The sequence below is a fragment of the Arthrobacter citreus genome (assembly GCF_038405225.1).
Classification (GTDB): domain Bacteria; phylum Actinomycetota; class Actinomycetes; order Actinomycetales; family Micrococcaceae; genus Arthrobacter_B; species Arthrobacter_B citreus_A.
On sequence record NZ_CP151657.1, the window covers coordinates 280,613 to 298,896 of the forward strand.

Below are 18,284 nucleotides of genomic sequence, written 5' to 3' on the forward strand. Positions count from 1 at the left end.
GACATCGTGCGCTAAGATATTGGTATCCGATGCGTCAGCGGTGCGCCGGTGTTGCCTGTAGCTCCCCGTTCCACGGATCCGGTGGTCGAATGAAATCGACAATCACATCAACCGGACCGGCGGGTCGAGCCAAGCAGGGTTGCGGCGCCGGGTAGACTTGTCTGCCCATAATGCCCTATAGTTAATATTTGCTTCCCTCTCTTAACCTTCAGCCTTCATATAGCGGTGGGCTTTGTCCTGTGCCTGGCAGCGTTTCGCGCGCCCGGCGGGATGCAAGGACGCACGCGGACCAGGTCCGTTCTGTGCAGAGAAGGAGGCGCGAAACACGCCTGAAGGTCTGTGGAAGGATCCCTCTTGGTCGCCTCGAGCACCTCTAATAATGCAACCGCTAACATCCCGGAGAACATCGCTCCCCGGATTTCATTCGCAAAGATTCACGAACCTCTTGACGTTCCCAATCTTCTTGCCCTGCAGACCGACAGCTTTGACTGGCTCGTCGGCAACGAACGCTGGAAAGCGCGCGTCGAAAAGGCCAAGCAGACCGGGGAACAGGGCATTGCCACCACCTCCGGCTTGGCCGACATCTTCGAGGAAATCTCCCCGATCGAGGACTTCCAGGGCACCATGTCCCTGAGTTTCACCGAGCCGGAATTTGCCGACCCGAAGTACACCATGGCTGAGTGCAAGGACCGGGACGCCACGTACTCGGCCCCGTTGTACGTTAAAGCCGAATTCATGAACAACAACACGGGCGAAATTAAGCAGCAGACCGTGTTCATGGGCGACTTCCCGCTGATGACCGACAAGGGAACGTTCGTCATCAACGGCACCGAGCGTGTTGTTGTTTCCCAGCTGGTCCGTTCGCCGGGTGCCTACTTCGAGCGCACCGCGGACAAGACCAGTGACAAGGACATCTACACCGCGAAGATCATTCCTTCCCGCGGTGCATGGTTCGAACTGGAAATCGACAAGCGCGACCAGGTTGGCGTCCGCCTTGACCGCAAGCGCAAGCAGTCCGTCACCGTTCTGCTCAAGGCCCTGGGCTGGACCGAAGGCCAGATCCTCGAGACCTTCGGCGAGTACGATTCCATCCGCGCCACCCTCGAGAAGGACCCGACGGAAACCCGCGAGGATGCCCTGCTGGACATCTACCGCAAGCTCCGTCCGGGCGAGCCGCCCACGGTCGAGGCTGCCCAGACCCTGCTGGACAACCTGTACTTCAACCCGAAGCGCTACGACCTGGCCAAGGTTGGCCGTTACAAGATCAACCGCAAGCTGGGCATCGACAAGCCGCTGACGGACTCCGACGCATCGGTCCTGAACAACGATGACATCGTTGCCATGATCAAGTTCCTGGTGGCCCTGCACGCCGGCGAGAAGACCGTTCCGGGCAAGCGCAACGGCGAAGACGTCGACATCCGCGTCGAGGTTGACGACATCGACCACTTCGGCAACCGCCGCATCCGCGCCGTCGGTGAGCTCATCGAGAACCAGATCCGCACGGGTCTGTCCCGCATGGAGCGCGTTGTGCGTGAGCGCATGACCACCCAGGACGTCGAGGCCATCACGCCGCAGACGCTGATCAACATCCGCCCCGTCGTGGCAGCGATCAAGGAGTTCTTCGGAACCTCCCAGCTTTCGCAGTTCATGGACCAGAACAACCCGCTCGCCGGACTGACGCACAAGCGCCGCCTGTCCGCGCTGGGCCCGGGTGGTCTGTCCCGTGACCGCGCAGGCATGGAAGTCCGAGACGTCCACCCCTCGCACTACGGCCGCATGTGCCCCATCGAAACACCTGAAGGCCCGAACATTGGCCTCATCGGTTCGCTGGCGTCCTACGCCCGGATCAACGCCTTCGGTTTCATCGAAACCCCGTACCGCAAGGTCATCGACGGCGTCGTCACCGACCAGGTTGATTACCTGACCGCCGACGACGAGGTGGAGCGCACCATTGCCCAGGCAAACGCTCCGCTGCGCGAAGACCAGCACTTCGCCGAGGACCTCGTCCTCGTCCGTGCCCGCGGCGGTTCCGGCGAGCCCGTGCTCGTTGAGCCCAACGGCGTGGAGTACATGGACGTCTCCCCGCGCCAGATGGTTTCGGTGGCCACCGCCCTGATCCCGTTCCTGGAACACGATGACGCCAACCGCGCCCTCATGGGTGCGAACATGCAGCGCCAGGCCGTGCCGCTGCTCCGTTCCGAGCGCCCCGTCGTGGGTACCGGCATGGAGAAGTATGCAGCCGTTGACGCCGGCGACTCCGTCACCGCCGCCAAGCCCGGCGTCGTCACCGAGGTCTCCGCTGAGCTCGTCACCGTCATGAACGACGACGGCACCGAGTCCAACTACCCGATCATGAAGTTCGCGCGCTCCAACCAGGGCAACGCGTACAACCAGCGGGTCCTGGTGTCCGAAGGCGCACGCGTCGAGGTCAACAGCATCATCGCCGACGGTCCCTCCACGGACCAGGGCGAGCTGGCACTGGGTAAGAACCTGCTCGTGGCATTCATGTCATGGGAAGGCCACAACTACGAGGATGCGATCATCCTCTCCCAGCGCATGGTCTCGGACGACGTCCTGACCTCCATCCACATCGAGGAGCACGAAGTTGATGCCCGCGACACCAAGCTCGGTGCCGAGGAAATCACCCGTGACATCCCCAACGTGTCGGAGGAAGTGCTCTCCCAGCTGGACGAGCGCGGCATCATCCACATCGGTGCCGAGGTTGAAGCCGGCGACATCCTGGTAGGCCGCGTCACCCCCAAGGGTGAAACGGAACTGACCCCGGAAGAGCGCCTGCTGCGCGCCATCTTCGGCGAGAAGAGCCGCGAAGTCCGCGACACCTCCCTGAAGGTTCCCCACGGCGAGTCCGGCACGGTCATCGGTGTCCGCATCTTCGACCGCGACAACGACGACGAGCTGCCCCCGGGCGTAAACCAGCTGGTGCGCGTCTACGTGGCACACAAGCGCAAGATCACGGACGGCGACAAGCTGGCCGGCCGCCACGGTAACAAGGGCGTCATCTCCAAGATCCTCCCGATCGAAGACATGCCGTTCATGGAAGACGGAACCCCCGTTGACATCGTCCTGAACCCGCTGGGTGTTCCGGGTCGAATGAACGTCGGCCAGGTCCTGGAAATCCACCTTGGCTGGGCTGCCAAGCAGGGCTGGAAGATCGACGGCAACCCCGACTGGGTCAAGAACCTGCCGGAACTGCCGCGTGAATCCGGTCCCACCACGGTTGCCACCCCGGTGTTCGACGGTGCCAGTGAAGATGAAATCACCGGACTGCTCGACTCCACCAACGTGACCCGTGACGGCAACCGCCTGATCGGCGCCTCGGGTAAGGCCCGGATGTACGACGGCCGCTCCGGCCAGCCGTTCCCGGAGCCCATCTCCGTGGGTTACATGTACATCCTCAAGCTGCACCACCTTGTTGATGACAAGATCCACGCACGCTCCACCGGACCGTACTCCATGATCACGCAGCAGCCGCTGGGTGGTAAGGCACAGTTCGGCGGCCAGCGCTTCGGCGAAATGGAAGTCTGGGCCCTGGAAGCGTACGGCGCCGCCTACACGCTGCAGGAACTGCTGACGATCAAGTCGGATGACATCCACGGCCGCGTGAAGGTCTACGAGGCCATCGTCAAGGGCGAGAACATCCCGGAGCCCGGCGTTCCGGAGTCCTTCAAGGTGCTCATCAAGGAAATGCAGTCGCTCTGCCTGAATGTGGAAGTACTCTCCACCGAGGGCAACACGATTGAAATGCGTGACTCGGATGAAGAAGTCTTCCGGGCCGCGGAAGAACTGGGTATCGATCTGTCCCGCGCAGAGCCCAGCTCCGTAGAAGAGGTTTAGCAGCGCCGGCCGGTCCGCTTTACGCGGGCCGGCCTCCGCCAGCCCCTTCCCGTACCCGAGACATTCAGATTTAGAGAACAAGAGAGAACAGGGACCCATGTCCAACGATTCCACGTTCGGCCTCATGCGTATCGGCCTTGCCACTGCGGATGAAATCCGCGGCTGGTCTTACGGCGAAGTCAAGAAGCCGGAAACCATCAACTACCGAACCCTGAAGCCCGAGAAGGACGGTCTTTTCTGCGAAAAGATCTTCGGACCTTCCCGCGACTGGGAATGCTACTGCGGTAAGTACAAGCGCGTACGTTTCAAGGGCATCATCTGCGAGCGCTGCGGCGTCGAGGTCACCCGTGCCAAGGTGCGCCGCGAGCGCATGGGCCACATTGAGCTCGCCGCTCCCGTGACCCACATCTGGTACTTCAAGGGTGTTCCGTCCCGCCTGGGCTACCTGCTGGACCTGGCGCCGAAGGACCTCGAAAAGGTCATTTACTTCGCCGCCTACATGATCACTTCCGTGGACGAGGAAAACCGCCACGCGGAACTTCCGAACCTGCAGGCTGAGCACGACCTGGAGCGCAAGCACCTCGTCGACCAGCGCGACTCGGACATCGCCGCCATCGCCAAGGACCTCGAAGGCGAGATTGCACGCCTCGAGGGAGAAGGCGCCAAGGCAGCGGACAAGAAGAAGGCCCGCGACTCCGCCGACCGCCAGATGGCCAAGGTCCGCCGCGACGCCGACAACAACATCGAGCGCCTCGAGCAGGTTTGGGAACGCTTCAAGAACCTCAAGGTCGGCGACCTCGAGGGCGACGAAGGTCTCTACCGTGAACTGCGCGACCGCTATGGTCTGTACTTCGAAGGCTCCATGGGTGCCGAAGCCATCAAGCAGCGCCTTGAGGACTTCGACATGCAGGCCGAGTCCGAGCTGCTGCGCGACATCATCCAGAACGGCAAGGGCCAGCGCAAGACGCGTGCCCTGAAGCGCCTGAAGGTTGTCAACGCATTCCTGACCACGACCAACAGCCCGCTGGGCATGGTCCTGGACGCCGTCCCGGTGATCCCGCCGGAACTGCGCCCGATGGTCCAGCTCGACGGCGGACGTTTCGCAACGTCCGACCTCAACGACCTGTACCGCCGCGTGATCAACCGCAACAACCGCCTGAAGCGCCTGCTGGATCTCGGTGCCCCCGAGATCATCGTGAACAACGAAAAGCGCATGCTCCAGGAAGCCGTTGATTCCCTGTTCGACAACGGCCGCCGCGGCCGTCCGGTCACCGGACCGGGCAACCGTCCGCTGAAGTCACTGTCCGACATGCTCAAGGGCAAGCAGGGCCGCTTCCGCCAGAACCTTCTGGGTAAGCGCGTTGACTACTCCGGCCGTTCCGTTATCGTCGTTGGCCCGCAGCTGAAGCTGCACCAGTGCGGTCTGCCCAAGCAGATGGCGCTGGAGCTCTTCAAGCCGTTCGTGATGAAGCGCCTGGTTGACCTCAACCACGCGCAGAACATCAAGAGCGCCAAGCGCATGGTCGAGCGTTTCCGTCCGCAGGTCTGGGACGTGCTGGAAGAGATCATCACCGAACACCCGGTGCTGCTCAACCGTGCACCCACCCTGCACCGCCTGGGTATCCAGGCCTTCGAGCCGCAGCTCGTTGAGGGCAAGGCCCTTCAGCTGCACCCGCTCGTTTGTGGCGCGTTCAACGCTGACTTCGACGGTGACCAGATGGCAGTTCACCTGCCGCTGAGCCCGGAGGCCCAGGCCGAGGCACGCATCCTGATGCTGTCCTCGAACAACATCCTGAAGCCCTCGGACGGCCGGCCGGTAACCCTGCCTTCGCAGGATATGATCATCGGCCTGCACCACCTCACCACCAAGAAGGAAGGCGCCGCAGGCGAAGGACGGTTCTTCACGACCCCGTCCGAAGCCCTGATGGCGTACGACCTTGGTGAGCTTGACCTGAACGCTCAGGTCAGCATGCGCCTGGAAGGCTTCGTGCCTTCCGCTGACCGTCCGGCTCCGGAAGGCTGGGAAGAAGGCACCCCCGCCCTCATCCAGACCTCCCTCGGCCAGGTCATCTTCAACCAGACCCTGCCGGCGGACTACCCGTGGGTTGAGAAGGTTGCAGACAAGGGCCAGCTGTCCGCCATCGTGAACGACCTGGCGGAGCGCTACCCGAAGGTCATGACGGCGGCAACGCTGGATAACCTGAAGGACGCCGGTTTCTACTGGGCCACCCGCTCGGGCGTTACCGTTGCCATCTCCGACATCTCCGCGCCGATCGACAAGCCGGCCATCATGGAGGTTTACGAGGCACAGGCTGCCAAGGTTGAAAGCCAGTACGGCAAGGGCCTGATCGCTGAAGACGAGCGCCGCCAGGAGCTCATCGACATCTGGAACAAGGCAACCAACGAAGTTGCCGCGGCCATGCGTGCGAACATGCCCAAGGAAAACAACATCAACCGCATGGTGTCTTCCGGTGCCCGTGGTAACTGGCTGCAGGTCCGGCAGATTGCCGGTATCCGTGGCCTGGTGGCAAACCCGAAGGGCGAGATCATTCCCCGCCCGATCAAGTCCTCCTACCGCGAGGGCCTGTCGGTGCTGGAGTACTTCATCGCCACCCACGGTGCCCGTAAGGGTCTCGCCGATACCGCTCTGCGTACCGCCAACTCGGGTTACCTGACCCGTCGTCTGGTGGACGTTTCCCAGGACGTCATTGTCCGCGAGGAAGACTGCGGCACCGAGCGCGGCCTGAACGTCACCATCGCGGTTCCGGACTCCAACGGCGAACTGCAGCTGCACGAAGAGGTAGAGAACTCGGCGTACGCCCGTACGCTGGCCACCGACGTCTCCGACGCACAGGGCAATGTCCTGGCCAAGGGCGGCGACGATGTGGGCGACGTCCTCATCGCGAAGCTGTTCGAAGCCGGCGTCACGGACATCAAGGTCCGCTCCGTACTCACCTGTGAGTCCGCCGTCGGAACCTGTGCACTGTGCTACGGCCGCTCCCTGGCCACGGGTAAGACCGTGGACATTGGCGAGGCCGTCGGCATCATCGCCGCACAGTCCATTGGTGAGCCGGGTACCCAGCTGACCATGCGTACCTTCCACACCGGTGGTGTTGCTTCCGCGGAAGATATCACCCAGGGTCTGCCCCGTATCCAGGAGCTCTTCGAAGCACGTACCCCCAAGGGTGTAGCTCCGATCTCCGAGACCGCGGGCCGGGTCACCATCGAAGAGTCCGACCGCCAGATGCGTCTGGTTGTCACTCCCGATGACGGCTCCGAGGAAATCGCGTACCCGGTACTGCGCCGTGCCCGCCTGCTGGTTGCCGACGGCGACCACGTTGAGGTTGGCCAGCAGCTGGTCTTCGGTGCGGTGGATCCCAAGCAGATCCTCCGTATCCTCGGCCCGCGCAAGGCACAGGAATTCCTGGTGGACGAAGTCCAGCGCGTGTACCGCAGCCAGGGTGTAGGCATCCACGACAAGCACGTGGAAGTCATCGTCCGGCAGATGCTGCGGCGCGTGACCGTGATTGAGTCCGGCGATTCGGATCTCCTCCCGGGTGAGCTGGCCGAGCGCCGCCGCTTCGAGAACGAGAACCGCCGCGTGGTTTCCGAGGGCAAGAAGCCGGCTTCAGGCCGTCCCGAGCTCATGGGTATCACCAAGGCGTCGCTGGCAACCGAGTCCTGGCTGTCCGCTGCTTCCTTCCAGGAAACCACCCGCGTCCTGACGCAGGCGGCCATGGAAGGCAAGAGCGATCCGCTGCTCGGCCTCAAGGAGAACGTCATCATCGGTAAGCTGATCCCGGCCGGAACGGGCCTGCCCCGTTACACCGAGGTCACTGTCGAGCCGACCGAAGAAGCAAAGGCCAATCTGTTCACCGGCCCGAGCGCCTTCAGCGACTTCGACTACGCCGGAGTTGACGGCGGTCTGAGCCCCGAGTTCCACGCCATCCCCCTGGATGACTACGACATGGGCAGCGACTTCCGCTAACCTGCAACGCTGATGCCGGACATGTCCCGGCGGCAGTAGGGGAAGGTCCCGCACCGTTTGGTGCGGGACCTTCCGCGTTAACCCCCGACCATGCCGGGCTGGGCCCGCAGGCCACGCCGAAAGGAGTAGGCTTGAAGGAGGCGGTGCAGGAACGCCCGCAGCAGCAGCCGCACAGCAGATGCCTTCACAGCCGGCAGTCCGAAGTGTGATCTCGGGCGCATCGGCGGTAGGCGGGGATTAAGTCTGATAGACTGAATATCAATTGTTTGTGTGGCAGTGGATGAAGGACGGTCACGAAATCCCTCGGGAGCTTCGTGGAGCGGGCCTGTTTCCGGGTTGCAGGGTTCCTGTGCAACGAATGCCACACTTTTGCACGCCTACGGTCGCTTTCGGCGAGAGTATCGGAACTTATCGAGGCATTGCGGCAACGACGACTTAAAGCGCGTCGCCTCGGCTGTTCCGACAGCTGACAGCGGGGCGGTGCAACCAAGAGAACTTATCTCGAGAAAAAACGGAGAACACGAAAGTGCCTACGATTCAGCAGCTGGTCCGCAAGGGCCGGTCACCCAAGGTCTCCAAGACCAAGGCTCCCGCCCTTCAGGGAAGCCCCATGCGCCGTGGTGTTTGCACCCGCGTGTACACCACCACCCCGAAGAAGCCGAACTCTGCGCTCCGTAAGGTTGCCCGCGTGCGCCTCAACGGCGGCATCGAAGTAACCGCCTACATCCCCGGTGTTGGCCACAACCTGCAGGAACACTCCATCGTCCTCGTTCGCGGCGGTCGAGTGAAGGACCTGCCCGGTGTTCGTTACAAGATCGTTCGCGGCGCACTGGACACCCAGGGTGTCAAGAACCGCAAGCAGGCTCGCAGCCGTTACGGCGCGAAGATGGAGAAGAAGTAATATGCCCCGCAAGGGTCCGGCCCCCAAGCGGCCGCTAGTTCTGGATCCCGTTTACGGTTCCCCTCTGGTCACTCAGCTGATCAACAAGGTTCTCGTTGACGGTAAGAAGTCCACCGCAGAGCGCATCGTTTACGGTGCACTCGCCGGCGCTCAGGAAAAGACCGGGGGAGACCCCGTTGCAGCCCTGAAGAAGGCCATGGACAACATCAAGCCGAGCCTTGAGGTTAAGTCCCGCCGCGTTGGCGGCGCCACCTACCAGGTTCCCGTCGAGGTCAAGCCGGGCCGTGCAACTGCACTGGCTCTGCGCTGGCTGGTTGGCTACTCCAAGGCCCGCCGCGAGAAGACCATGACCGAGCGTCTGCGCAACGAGATCCTGGATGCTTCCAACGGTCTCGGTGCTGCAGTGAAGCGCCGCGAAGACACCCACAAGATGGCCGAATCCAACAAGGCCTTCGCCCACTACCGCTGGTAATAAGCCTGGCCGACGGCGGCCGCTACTGAAGGCCCTGTATCCCGCTGAGGCGGGGTGCGGGGCCCGAAGCAGATAAACGCAGTCGAACCGGCAAACACCAAATAAGGGAGAAACCGTGGCACTTGACGTGCTTACCGACCTGAATAAGGTCCGCAACATCGGCATCATGGCCCACATTGATGCCGGCAAGACCACCACCACCGAGCGCATCCTGTTCTACACCGGTGTCAACCACAAGATTGGTGAGACTCACGACGGTGCGTCCACCATGGACTGGATGGCACAGGAGCAGGAGCGGGGTATCACCATTACCTCCGCAGCTACCACGTGCTACTGGGACAACAACCAGATCAACATCATCGACACCCCGGGTCACGTTGACTTCACTGTCGAGGTTGAGCGGTCCCTGCGCGTGCTCGACGGCGCCGTTGCTGTCTTCGACGGCAAGGAAGGCGTGGAGCCGCAGTCCGAGACTGTTTGGCGCCAGGCTGACAAGTACAACGTTCCGCGCATCTGCTTCGTCAACAAGATGGACAAGCTCGGCGCTGACTTCTACTTCACCGTTGACACCATCATCAACCGCCTTGGCGCCAAGCCGCTGGTTATCCAGCTGCCCATCGGTGCCGAGAGCGACTTTGAGGGCGTTGTCGACCTCGTCGAAATGCGTGCCCTGACCTGGCGCGGCGACTCCAAGGGTGATGTCACCATGGGCGCCAAGTACGAGATCGAGCCCATCCCGGCCGATCTTCAGGAAAAGGCAGAAGAGTACCGCGCTGCGCTGATCGAGGCTGTTGCCGAGGCCAGCGACGAGCTGATGGACAAGTACCTCGAAGGTGAAGAATTCACCACCGAGGAAATCAAGGCCGGCATCCGCCACCTGACCATCAACTCGCTGGTATACCCGGTGCTTTGCGGCTCCGCGTTCAAGAACCGCGGCGTACAGCCGATGCTTGACGCCGTCGTTGCCTACCTGCCGAACCCGCTTGACGTGCCGAACATCAAGGGCCACGACATCCGCGACGAAGAGGTTATCCTCGAACGCGCCGCAGATGCCAACGCTCCGTTCTCGGCCCTGGCGTTCAAGGTTGTGACGCACCCGTTCTTCGGACGTCTGACCTACATCCGCGTGTACTCCGGTCACGCTGCTTCCGGCGCCCAGGTCATGAACGCGACCAAGCAGAAGAAGGAGCGCATCGGAAAGCTCTTCCAGATGCACGCCAACAAGGAAAACCCGGTTGACGAGATCACGACGGGCCACATCTACGCGGCAATCGGCCTGAAGGACACGACCACGGGCGACACCCTGTGCGACCTTCAGAACCCGATCGTGCTGGAATCCATGAGCTTCCCGGAGCCCGTGATTTCCGTGGCCATCGAGCCGAAGACGAAGGGTGACCAGGAGAAGCTCTCCACGGCCATCCAGAAGCTCTCGGAAGAGGACCCGACCTTCCAGGTCTCCCTCGACGAGGACACCAACCAGACCATCATCGCCGGTATGGGCGAGCTGCACCTGGACATCCTGGTTGACCGCATGCGCCGCGAATTCCGCGTCGAGGCAAACGTGGGCAAGCCCCAGGTTGCTTACCGCGAAACCATCAAGCGCGCTGTGGCCAAGCATGACTACACGCACAAGAAGCAGACCGGTGGTTCGGGCCAGTTCGCAAAGGTCCAGATCGCTCTCGAGCCGCTGGATACGTCGGAAGGCGTATTCTACGAGTTCGCCAACAAGGTCACCGGTGGCCGTATTCCGCGTGAATACATCCCCTCCGTTGATCAGGGTATCCAGAGCGCCCTCACCGAGGGTGTACTCGCCGGTTACCCCGTGGTCGGTATCAAGGCAAGCCTGCTTGACGGTGCTTACCACGATGTTGACTCCTCGGAAATGGCGTTCAAGATCGCCGGACGACAGGCTTTCAAGGAAGCCGCCCGCCTGGCGAACCCTGTGCTGCTCGAACCGCTGATGGATGTTGAAGTCCGCACCCCTGAGGAATACATGGGTGAAGTTATCGGTGACATCAACTCCCGCCGCGGCCAGATGCAGTCCATGGAAGACGCCGCAGGCGTCAAGGTCATCCGCGCCCACGTTCCGCTGTCCGGCATGTTCGGGTACATCGGCGACCTGCGTTCAAAGACGCAGGGCCGTGCCGTTTACTCCATGTCGTTCAACAGCTACGCAGAGGTCCCGAAGGCAGTAGCCGACGAGATCATCCAGAAGGTGCGCGGCGAATAAAACCCTGGTCGGTGTTCCGGGGGAACTTCGGAACACCGCACCGTGTGCAGCGGGCCATGGCTTCGGCCGGAAGCCCGCTGCATAGCCAAACTGAGCGGCCTCGCCAGGCTGCTGCGGAAAAACGGCAATTTCATCAAATAAACAGCCCCCAGTAGACTTACATCAGTTTCAGCAGCGAGAAGCGCTGTTGAAGATTGAGTCTTCAACCTTTCTAGGAGGAACCCGTGGCGAAGGCAAAGTTCGAGCGGACTAAGCCGCACGTCAACATCGGCACCATTGGTCACGTTGACCATGGAAAGACGACGTTGACCGCTGCCATTTCGAAGGTACTTGCTGACAAGTACCCTGATCTGAATGAAAAGCGCGATTTCGCTGCTATCGACTCTGCACCTGAAGAGCGCCAGCGCGGTATCACCATCAACATCTCGCACATCGAGTACCAGACCGAGAAGCGCCACTACGCACACGTAGACGCCCCCGGTCACGCTGACTACATCAAGAACATGATCACTGGTGCAGCTCAGATGGACGGCGCAATCCTCGTGGTTGCCGCTACCGACGGTCCGATGGCACAGACCCGTGAGCACGTTCTGCTCGCCCGCCAGGTTGGCGTTCCCTACCTGCTGGTCGCACTGAACAAGTCCGACATGGTCGATGACGAGGAACTTCTGGACCTCGTTGAAATGGAAGTTCGCGAACTGCTGAGCTCCCAGGAATTCGACGGCGACAACGCTCCCGTCGTGCGCGTCTCCGGCCTCAAGGCTCTGGAAGGCGACCCGAAGTGGGTTGCTTCCGTCGAAGAGCTCATGGACGCCGTTGACAACAACGTGCCGGACCCGATCCGCGACAAGGACAAGCCGTTCCTGATGCCGATCGAGGACGTCTTCACGATCACCGGTCGTGGAACCGTTGTCACGGGCCGCGCCGAGCGCGGTACCCTCGCCATCAACTCCGAGGTCGAGATCGTCGGCATCCGTCCGGTCCAGAAGACCACGGTTACCGGTATCGAGATGTTCCACAAGCAGCTTGACGAAGCTTGGGCAGGCGAGAACTGTGGTCTCCTGCTCCGCGGCATCAAGCGCGAAGACGTAGAGCGCGGCCAGGTTATCGTGAAGCCGGGTTCCATTACCCCGCACACCGATTTCGAAGCCAACGTCTACATCCTGTCCAAGGATGAAGGCGGACGCCACAACCCGTTCTACTCGAACTACCGCCCGCAGTTCTACTTCCGTACCACGGACGTAACCGGCGTTATCACCCTGCCCGAGGGCACGGAAATGGTTATGCCCGGCGACAACACTGAGATGACCGTTGAGCTCATCCAGCCCATCGCCATGGAAGAAGGCCTCGGCTTCGCTATCCGCGAAGGCGGCCGCACCGTTGGTTCAGGCCGTGTCACCAAGATCATCAAGTAATTTCCTTACTTGCTGAATCTTTAGTGAGTTGCCGGCCCCAGCGGCCGGTCACGAACTGAAAAGAAGTCCCCGCTGCCACAGGCAGCGGGGACTTCTTGCTATAACGGCCGCTTCCCCGCGGGATGGCTTTCCCGGCGGTTCCACTGCTTCCTCCACAGGGGCTGTCTCCGGATGGTGTTGTCCACAATGCGCGCCGGTGACCAGTCAAGACCCCCGCCACGCCTAGGATGTGGACCAGGCTGCATTCTTTTACCGGGGGGTTACTGAAGACATGGGCGCGTTGATAACGGTGGTGGTGCTCGTCTTTGCGGGTATCGGATTTGCCATCGGGTGGTTCTGCCGGAGCGGTATTTCGTCCCGACGGTCCGCAGCTGCCGACGGCGCCCTTACCGCGGCCGCCGCCGATGCCCTCTCCCGGGCCTATGATGACGGGTTTCGGGCCGGTTACGGCAGCGCCGCTGCAGCTGCTGCGGGTTCGGGGGAGCGGATGGAGACGCCGGCCCGGGTGGCTGGCCCCACAGCAGGGGGTGCCCCCGCACCGACAGGTGCCCCAACTTCCTTTAGCAGCCCGCCACCGATCAGCACACAGGCCAGCGCACCGCCCAGCGTCCCGGCCAGCGCACCGCCCAGCGTCCCGCCGGCGCCCAACGCCGGGACACGGCTTGGTCCACCGGCCCCGTTCAGCCCTCCGGCTCCACCTCGCCCCTCGGCATCCTTCGGTCCTCCAACATCCTTTAGCCCTCCGGCCCCTTTCGGCTCTTCGGCACCGTTTGCCCCCTCCGCTGCCTTTAGCCCGCCGCAGCTTCAGGCTCCGTCCCTTCCACCGGCCCCGGCTCCGCCGATGCCGGGACCCGCATCCGGCCTGAACTTCCAGCCCGCCGTCCCAGGCCCGCCCCGGCCGCCGTCCGCTGAGGAACTAGCCAGGCGGGCCGCTGAAGAAGAGGCCCGCAAACGGCGCCGCGACCTGCGGAACATCAACATCACCCTGTACGCCGCATGCCTGCTGCTCGTTGCCGCGGCATCACTGTTTATTGGGCTGGCCATACCCGAAGGCGCCAGGTTCGCGGGCGTTTCCCTGGTAACCGGGCTGTTTTATGCCGGCGGACTGGTGGTCCACGCGCGGAGCCGTCGGCTGCGTCCTGCCGGGGTTGCCTTTACCGGCACCGGGCTTGCCCTCATTCCGGTGGTGGGGCTCGCCCTGCATAACCTCGCGCTGCGGGATGCACCGCTGTCCTGGCTGGTGACCTCGGTAGTCGGCACTGCGGCCTTTGGCTACGCTGCGGCCCGGCTGGAGAGCCGGGTGGTGGCTTACCTGTCCATGACGTTCCTGCTCTCCACGGCGCTTGCATCAGGTGCCTCGATGCGCTCCGGGATCATGTGGTATTTCCTGTTTACCGTGCTCCTGGCGATCGCTGTGTCGCTGGTGGCCATGCGCCGTCCTGCGTGGCTCGGGAACATCTATATGGCGGCCTTCATACAGTCCCACCGCTTTCTGGTCCCGGCGACGGCTGTGGTTGCCCTTCTGACCGCTGTGGAACTGGGCGGCTGGCAGTTCTCCCTTCTGTTCCTCGCCTTCTCCTGCTACTACGCAGTGATCTCGCTGCAGGCCGGGCGCCGGGAAAGGCTGTTCAACAGCTACGGGTTTCGGGTGACGGCAACAGCCGGTTTGGCCGTCCTGGCCTACAAGGTGACGGGTGATACAGCGGCTGCCCTCCTGGCAGCTTCCCTGCTGCTGTTGGTGCAGGCAGCCGGTCTGCTGGCCTTGCGCCGCCGCTATTCAGCCCTGGGCGGCAAACCGTTTTTTGTCGCTGATTACGTGCTCGTGATCGTGCTTCAGATACTGGCCGGACTGACCGCGGGCCAGTCAGCAGCCGGCATCCTGCCGGAAGGCAGCACCAGCCAGATACTGTTCACCGCAACAGCCGTGGCGGTCCTGCTGACGTGCATGGGCGGGGCATGGAGAATCAAGACAATCCCCGATGCCGTTCCGGCCGGCGCAGTCCTGCTCGGATTTCCTGCCTGGTTCAACGGTTCGTCGGGCACGTTGTGGCCGGCCGTTATCCTGCTGGTGCTGCTGGCCGGATACTTCGCCCTTCGCACAGCGGGCAGCAGGGGGGCGGCGAAGGAAGACTACCGGCTGTGGGTCAGGGCAACGGCCGTCATGCTGGTTGCCGTGGCGTCGATGGCTGTCCTGGAAGCCACAGGAGCGGGCGTGCGGGAAGCCTTGATCTGGTCCCTGTTCGCGACAGCCGCCGTCATACTGCTGAACCAGCTCGTTTCCGTGTACCTGCTGACCCTACGGGCCGGAAACGCTGTGCCACGCACCCGCGGCGAATCGACCCGCCGGGAAGTTCCAGTGGTTGCCGTTACCGCCGGGTTGGCGGTAATGCTGACCATGGCGCTGCGGCTGGCGGAGGATCCGGAGATCACAGTGCCACTGTGGATTTTGTTCTCCGCGCTGTCGGTGAATGTGCTGACGTCCCTGGTGCTGCGCCGGTTCTTCGAAGAACGCCCGTGGCTGGAATGGGTGGGTGCGGGCGGTTTTGCCGTGGCTGCCGCGGTGGGCGCCGGCTTATTGGGAGTGCGGGGATACGAGGTGCTCACGGGTGCCGCGCTGGTTTACAGCGGATTCATGGCGGTGCGCGGTGCCCGGTCCGGCCGACGGGGCGGCTACCTGCTGGCGGGGCAGATTCTGCTTACCGTCCTGGTGGCGCTGGTGGCAGCCGACCTGGATCTTTCCGTGCATGGACTATTCACAACCACGGCACTCTCGGTGATGCTGCAGCTGGTCCTGCGGACAGCCTTGCAGGACCGTTTGGCCGCGGCCGGCATGGGTGGACTGGTGGCCGCCGCGCAGTGGGGGAGTGCCGGGGTGCTGGTGTTCCTTCCCCTGGCATACGAGGGCGTTGCTGCCCGCCCACTGGCGGGGACGGTGTCAGTGCTGCTGGTGACAGCTGCAGCCGGCGCACTGTTCCTCCAGCTGTCTGTGGTTGCTCGGCGCGCAGCGGGCAAAGCCGTGCCTTTCACCGGCGGTTCACTGGCCGGGGCTGCAGCATTGGTGGCTGCGCTGACGGTTTGGCTGCGGCTGGCGGTTGCCCCGGAGACCGGGCCGACCGTATGGGTGCTGTCCTCGGCGCTGGCAGCCAATGTACTGACATCGGTGACGCAGCGCCGGCTGTTTCCGGAGAAGCCCTGGCTTCAGTGGGCTGGACCGGCGGGGTTTGCAGCGGCTGCCGCCATCGGTGCCGGTCTGCTGGGCATCCGGGGATATGAGGTGCTGACAGCGGCGGCACTCGGATACTGCGTGTTCATGGTTCTCCGCGGCGCCAGGGCCAACCACCGCGGCGGATATCTGCTGGCCGGACAGGTCCTCCTGACTGTGCTGGTAGCCCTGGCGGCGGCGGACCTGGACCTTTCAGTCCACGGAACCTTTGTTGCAGTGGCGGTCTCCGTGGCCGTGCAGCAGGTGCTGCGGACACTGGTGCACGGCAAGTACGACGGCGCAGGGCTGGGACAGTGGGGCAAAGCGGCGCTCTGGGGGAGTGTGGCGGCGCTGACCCTGCTGCCCCTGGTCTATGCCGCTGTCACCGAGGACTATGCCCGGCGCCAGGTGGTCGTGATTTCCCTGTCCCTGCTTCTGGGCATGGCAGTGATGGTCAGCGCGGCGGTTCGTGACGCCAGGATCCTGTATCCCGCGGTGTATGCGTTGGGCATGCTGCCTCTGGTCCTGACGCCCGTGTTGGGCTTTGGCGCCTCCGGGACTTTCAGCGGCGGGACAGCCGAGGTGTCGGCGCCGGTGAGCCTTGCCGCCGGCAGCGCTGTATACCTGCTTCTTTCAGCGGGTGCCCTGGCTGTGGAAACCCGGAGCGCGATTGGCACCGCAGTGCGCAACCCCCTGCTCACCGGCGGGGCGCTGTACTGTATTCCAGCCCTGGCTCTGGCCGGGATGGACGGCAACACGCTGCTGACAGGATTAGGCATCCTGCTGCCGGCGGCAGGCTTCCTGGTGGTTTCCTTCACACGGCGGGTTCCGTGGCTGGCCACCGTCACGGTGGTCCTGGTCCCGGGAGCCTTCTTCAGTATTCAGTCCTGGCTCGTCACGGATGTGCTGGAGACTTCCCTGAACGGCGCAGCCGCCCTGCTGTGGTCCGGCTTCGCAGCTGCGCTGCTGCTCTACGCGGCGGGCTATGTTCTTTCGGTCCTGCCGCAGGGTGCGGCCATGGAGCTGCGGCGCCGGATCCTCAGTTCCGGAGCCGCCGTCATTGCCGCCGGCGCCGGTGTCTGTGCCATGCCGTATGACCACATCTCCTCCGTGTATGGTTCCGTGCTCCTCGTCGCCGCCCTGGCAGCTGCAGTGCGGGAGTTCCCGCCGGCCTGGCGGGAAACTGCGGGAGAAACCGCAGCACTCGTGGCCGCGCTGTCCGTCCAGCGGATCACCTGGTACGCCATTGATGGAGCCGGCTGGTTCTGGCTGCTGCAGTACTGGGTAGTGGTCCTGGCCGCACTTGCCGCCTACGAGTACCGGCGTGGACGCGCGCAGCGGGGCACTGCTGTCCTGTCCTTTGCGGCGGGGCTGCTTTCCCTAACGGGACTCAGCAGCATCATCAGCGCTGACACCTCCGAGCAGGTGTGGGCGCTGCTGGCCCATTCCGGGCTGCTGGCCTTTGGCGTCGTGACCAACCGGCGGCTGTTCACCTTCTGGGGCGCAGCCGGCGTCGCGCTGGCGGTGCTCTGGTACCTGCGCGGCTACACCTTCCTGCTCCTGGCCCTTCTAGCTGCGGCGCTGATAGCGCTGGCGGTCTGGCGCCTGACCCGTGTGCGGTCGGACCCCGTGACGGAAGCTGACGGCTAGGGCCGGGCGCCGGGCTGGTTTAGGATCGGTGAATGGAATTACTGATTATTCTCGCCGTGGTTGTCGCCGTTGTGGGTGGAGTGGCCTGGGGCCGGAGAAGTTTCCGCCGTGAAATCGACCGGGCCAAGCGCATCCGCCGGGCGAACCGCGACGGCCGGTCCTAAAAGCGGAGCGTCACGCTCCCTCGGCCTGGTTTTCCCGCGCTGTCGGGCTGCGGTAGACTGGGAAACGTTGACTTGCCGGTGATCGCAGCATCACCGCCGTAGTCTGCCGGAGGCCGCCGGATTGGCGGATTCACCGCAATTCTGGCAGACTAGAGAAGTTGTTCAAGCGCTTAGGTGCCCGCATGTGCTCGTTTGGCCGGTTTCGGCCGGCATGGCAGTGCATGATGAGATGTCGTCCCGGTCAGGATAATGCCTGACGCAGGGTCGGATCCTTCAGGGTAAAAGCCCATATATAACCCGCCCCCAATCTTGCCCGGGTATCGCAGATCAAGAATCCGCGACACGCCCGAGCGCGGGGGTCGGAGCCTCGGCAGGGTGAGGAACCCGGATTTATCCGGATTCAGTCT

Annotated in this window: 9 protein-coding genes; 8 read left to right on the forward strand and 1 reads right to left on the reverse strand. The window is 63.2% G+C overall.

Going from position 1 to position 18,284, the window contains the following annotated elements:
* Positions 1–354 precede the first annotated feature (354 nt).
* The 6 genes from rpoB (at position 355) to tuf (ending at position 12,861) form a co-directional block, all read left to right on the forward strand.
* Entirely contained in the window at positions 355–3,855 is a 3,501-nt protein-coding gene (gene rpoB / locus AAE021_RS01375) for a DNA-directed RNA polymerase subunit beta (protein WP_342023913.1), read from the forward strand.
* A gap of 97 nt (positions 3,856–3,952) precedes the next feature.
* Positions 3,953–7,843: a DNA-directed RNA polymerase subunit beta' gene (locus AAE021_RS01380; protein ID WP_342023914.1), complete on the forward strand. Its 3,891-nt coding sequence runs from the start codon at positions 3,953–3,955 to the stop codon at positions 7,841–7,843.
* A gap of 526 nt (positions 7,844–8,369) precedes the next feature.
* Positions 8,370–8,744 carry a 30S ribosomal protein S12 gene (rpsL, locus tag AAE021_RS01385; RefSeq protein WP_104052742.1) on the forward strand — a complete coding sequence of 125 codons (375 nt, stop codon included), beginning with the start codon at positions 8,370–8,372 and terminating at the stop codon, positions 8,742–8,744.
* Between the two features lies 1 nt (position 8,745).
* The gene (rpsG, locus tag AAE021_RS01390; protein ID WP_104052741.1) at positions 8,746–9,216 is read left to right on the forward strand and encodes a 30S ribosomal protein S7; all 471 of its coding nucleotides are present in this window, start codon (positions 8,746–8,748) and stop codon (positions 9,214–9,216) included.
* A 115-nt stretch (positions 9,217–9,331) separates the two neighbouring features.
* Positions 9,332–11,446 (forward strand): elongation factor G, encoded by a 2,115-nt coding sequence (gene fusA / locus AAE021_RS01395; protein ID WP_342023915.1) that lies wholly within the window; start codon positions 9,332–9,334, stop codon positions 11,444–11,446.
* Between the two features lie 224 nt (positions 11,447–11,670).
* Positions 11,671–12,861, forward strand: coding sequence for an elongation factor Tu (tuf, locus tag AAE021_RS01400; RefSeq protein ID WP_227892319.1), 1,191 nt, complete (start codon positions 11,671–11,673; stop codon positions 12,859–12,861).
* 444 nt (positions 12,862–13,305) lie between these two features.
* Here the strand turns inward: tuf and AAE021_RS01405 are convergent, their stop codons facing one another.
* A complete protein-coding gene (locus AAE021_RS01405) occupies positions 13,306–13,509 on the reverse strand; it encodes a hypothetical protein (RefSeq protein WP_342023916.1) in 204 nt (67 codons plus the stop codon).
* 193 nt (positions 13,510–13,702) lie between these two features.
* Here AAE021_RS01405 and AAE021_RS01410 point away from each other — a divergent pair, with 193 nt between their 5' ends.
* Positions 13,703–17,713, forward strand: a complete 4,011-nt coding sequence (locus tag AAE021_RS01410; protein ID WP_342023917.1) for a hypothetical protein — start codon at positions 13,703–13,705, stop codon at positions 17,711–17,713.
* A gap of 32 nt (positions 17,714–17,745) precedes the next feature.
* Entirely contained in the window at positions 17,746–17,877 is a 132-nt protein-coding gene (locus tag AAE021_RS01415) for a hypothetical protein (protein ID WP_342023918.1), read from the forward strand.
* Positions 17,878–18,284 lie beyond the last annotated feature (407 nt).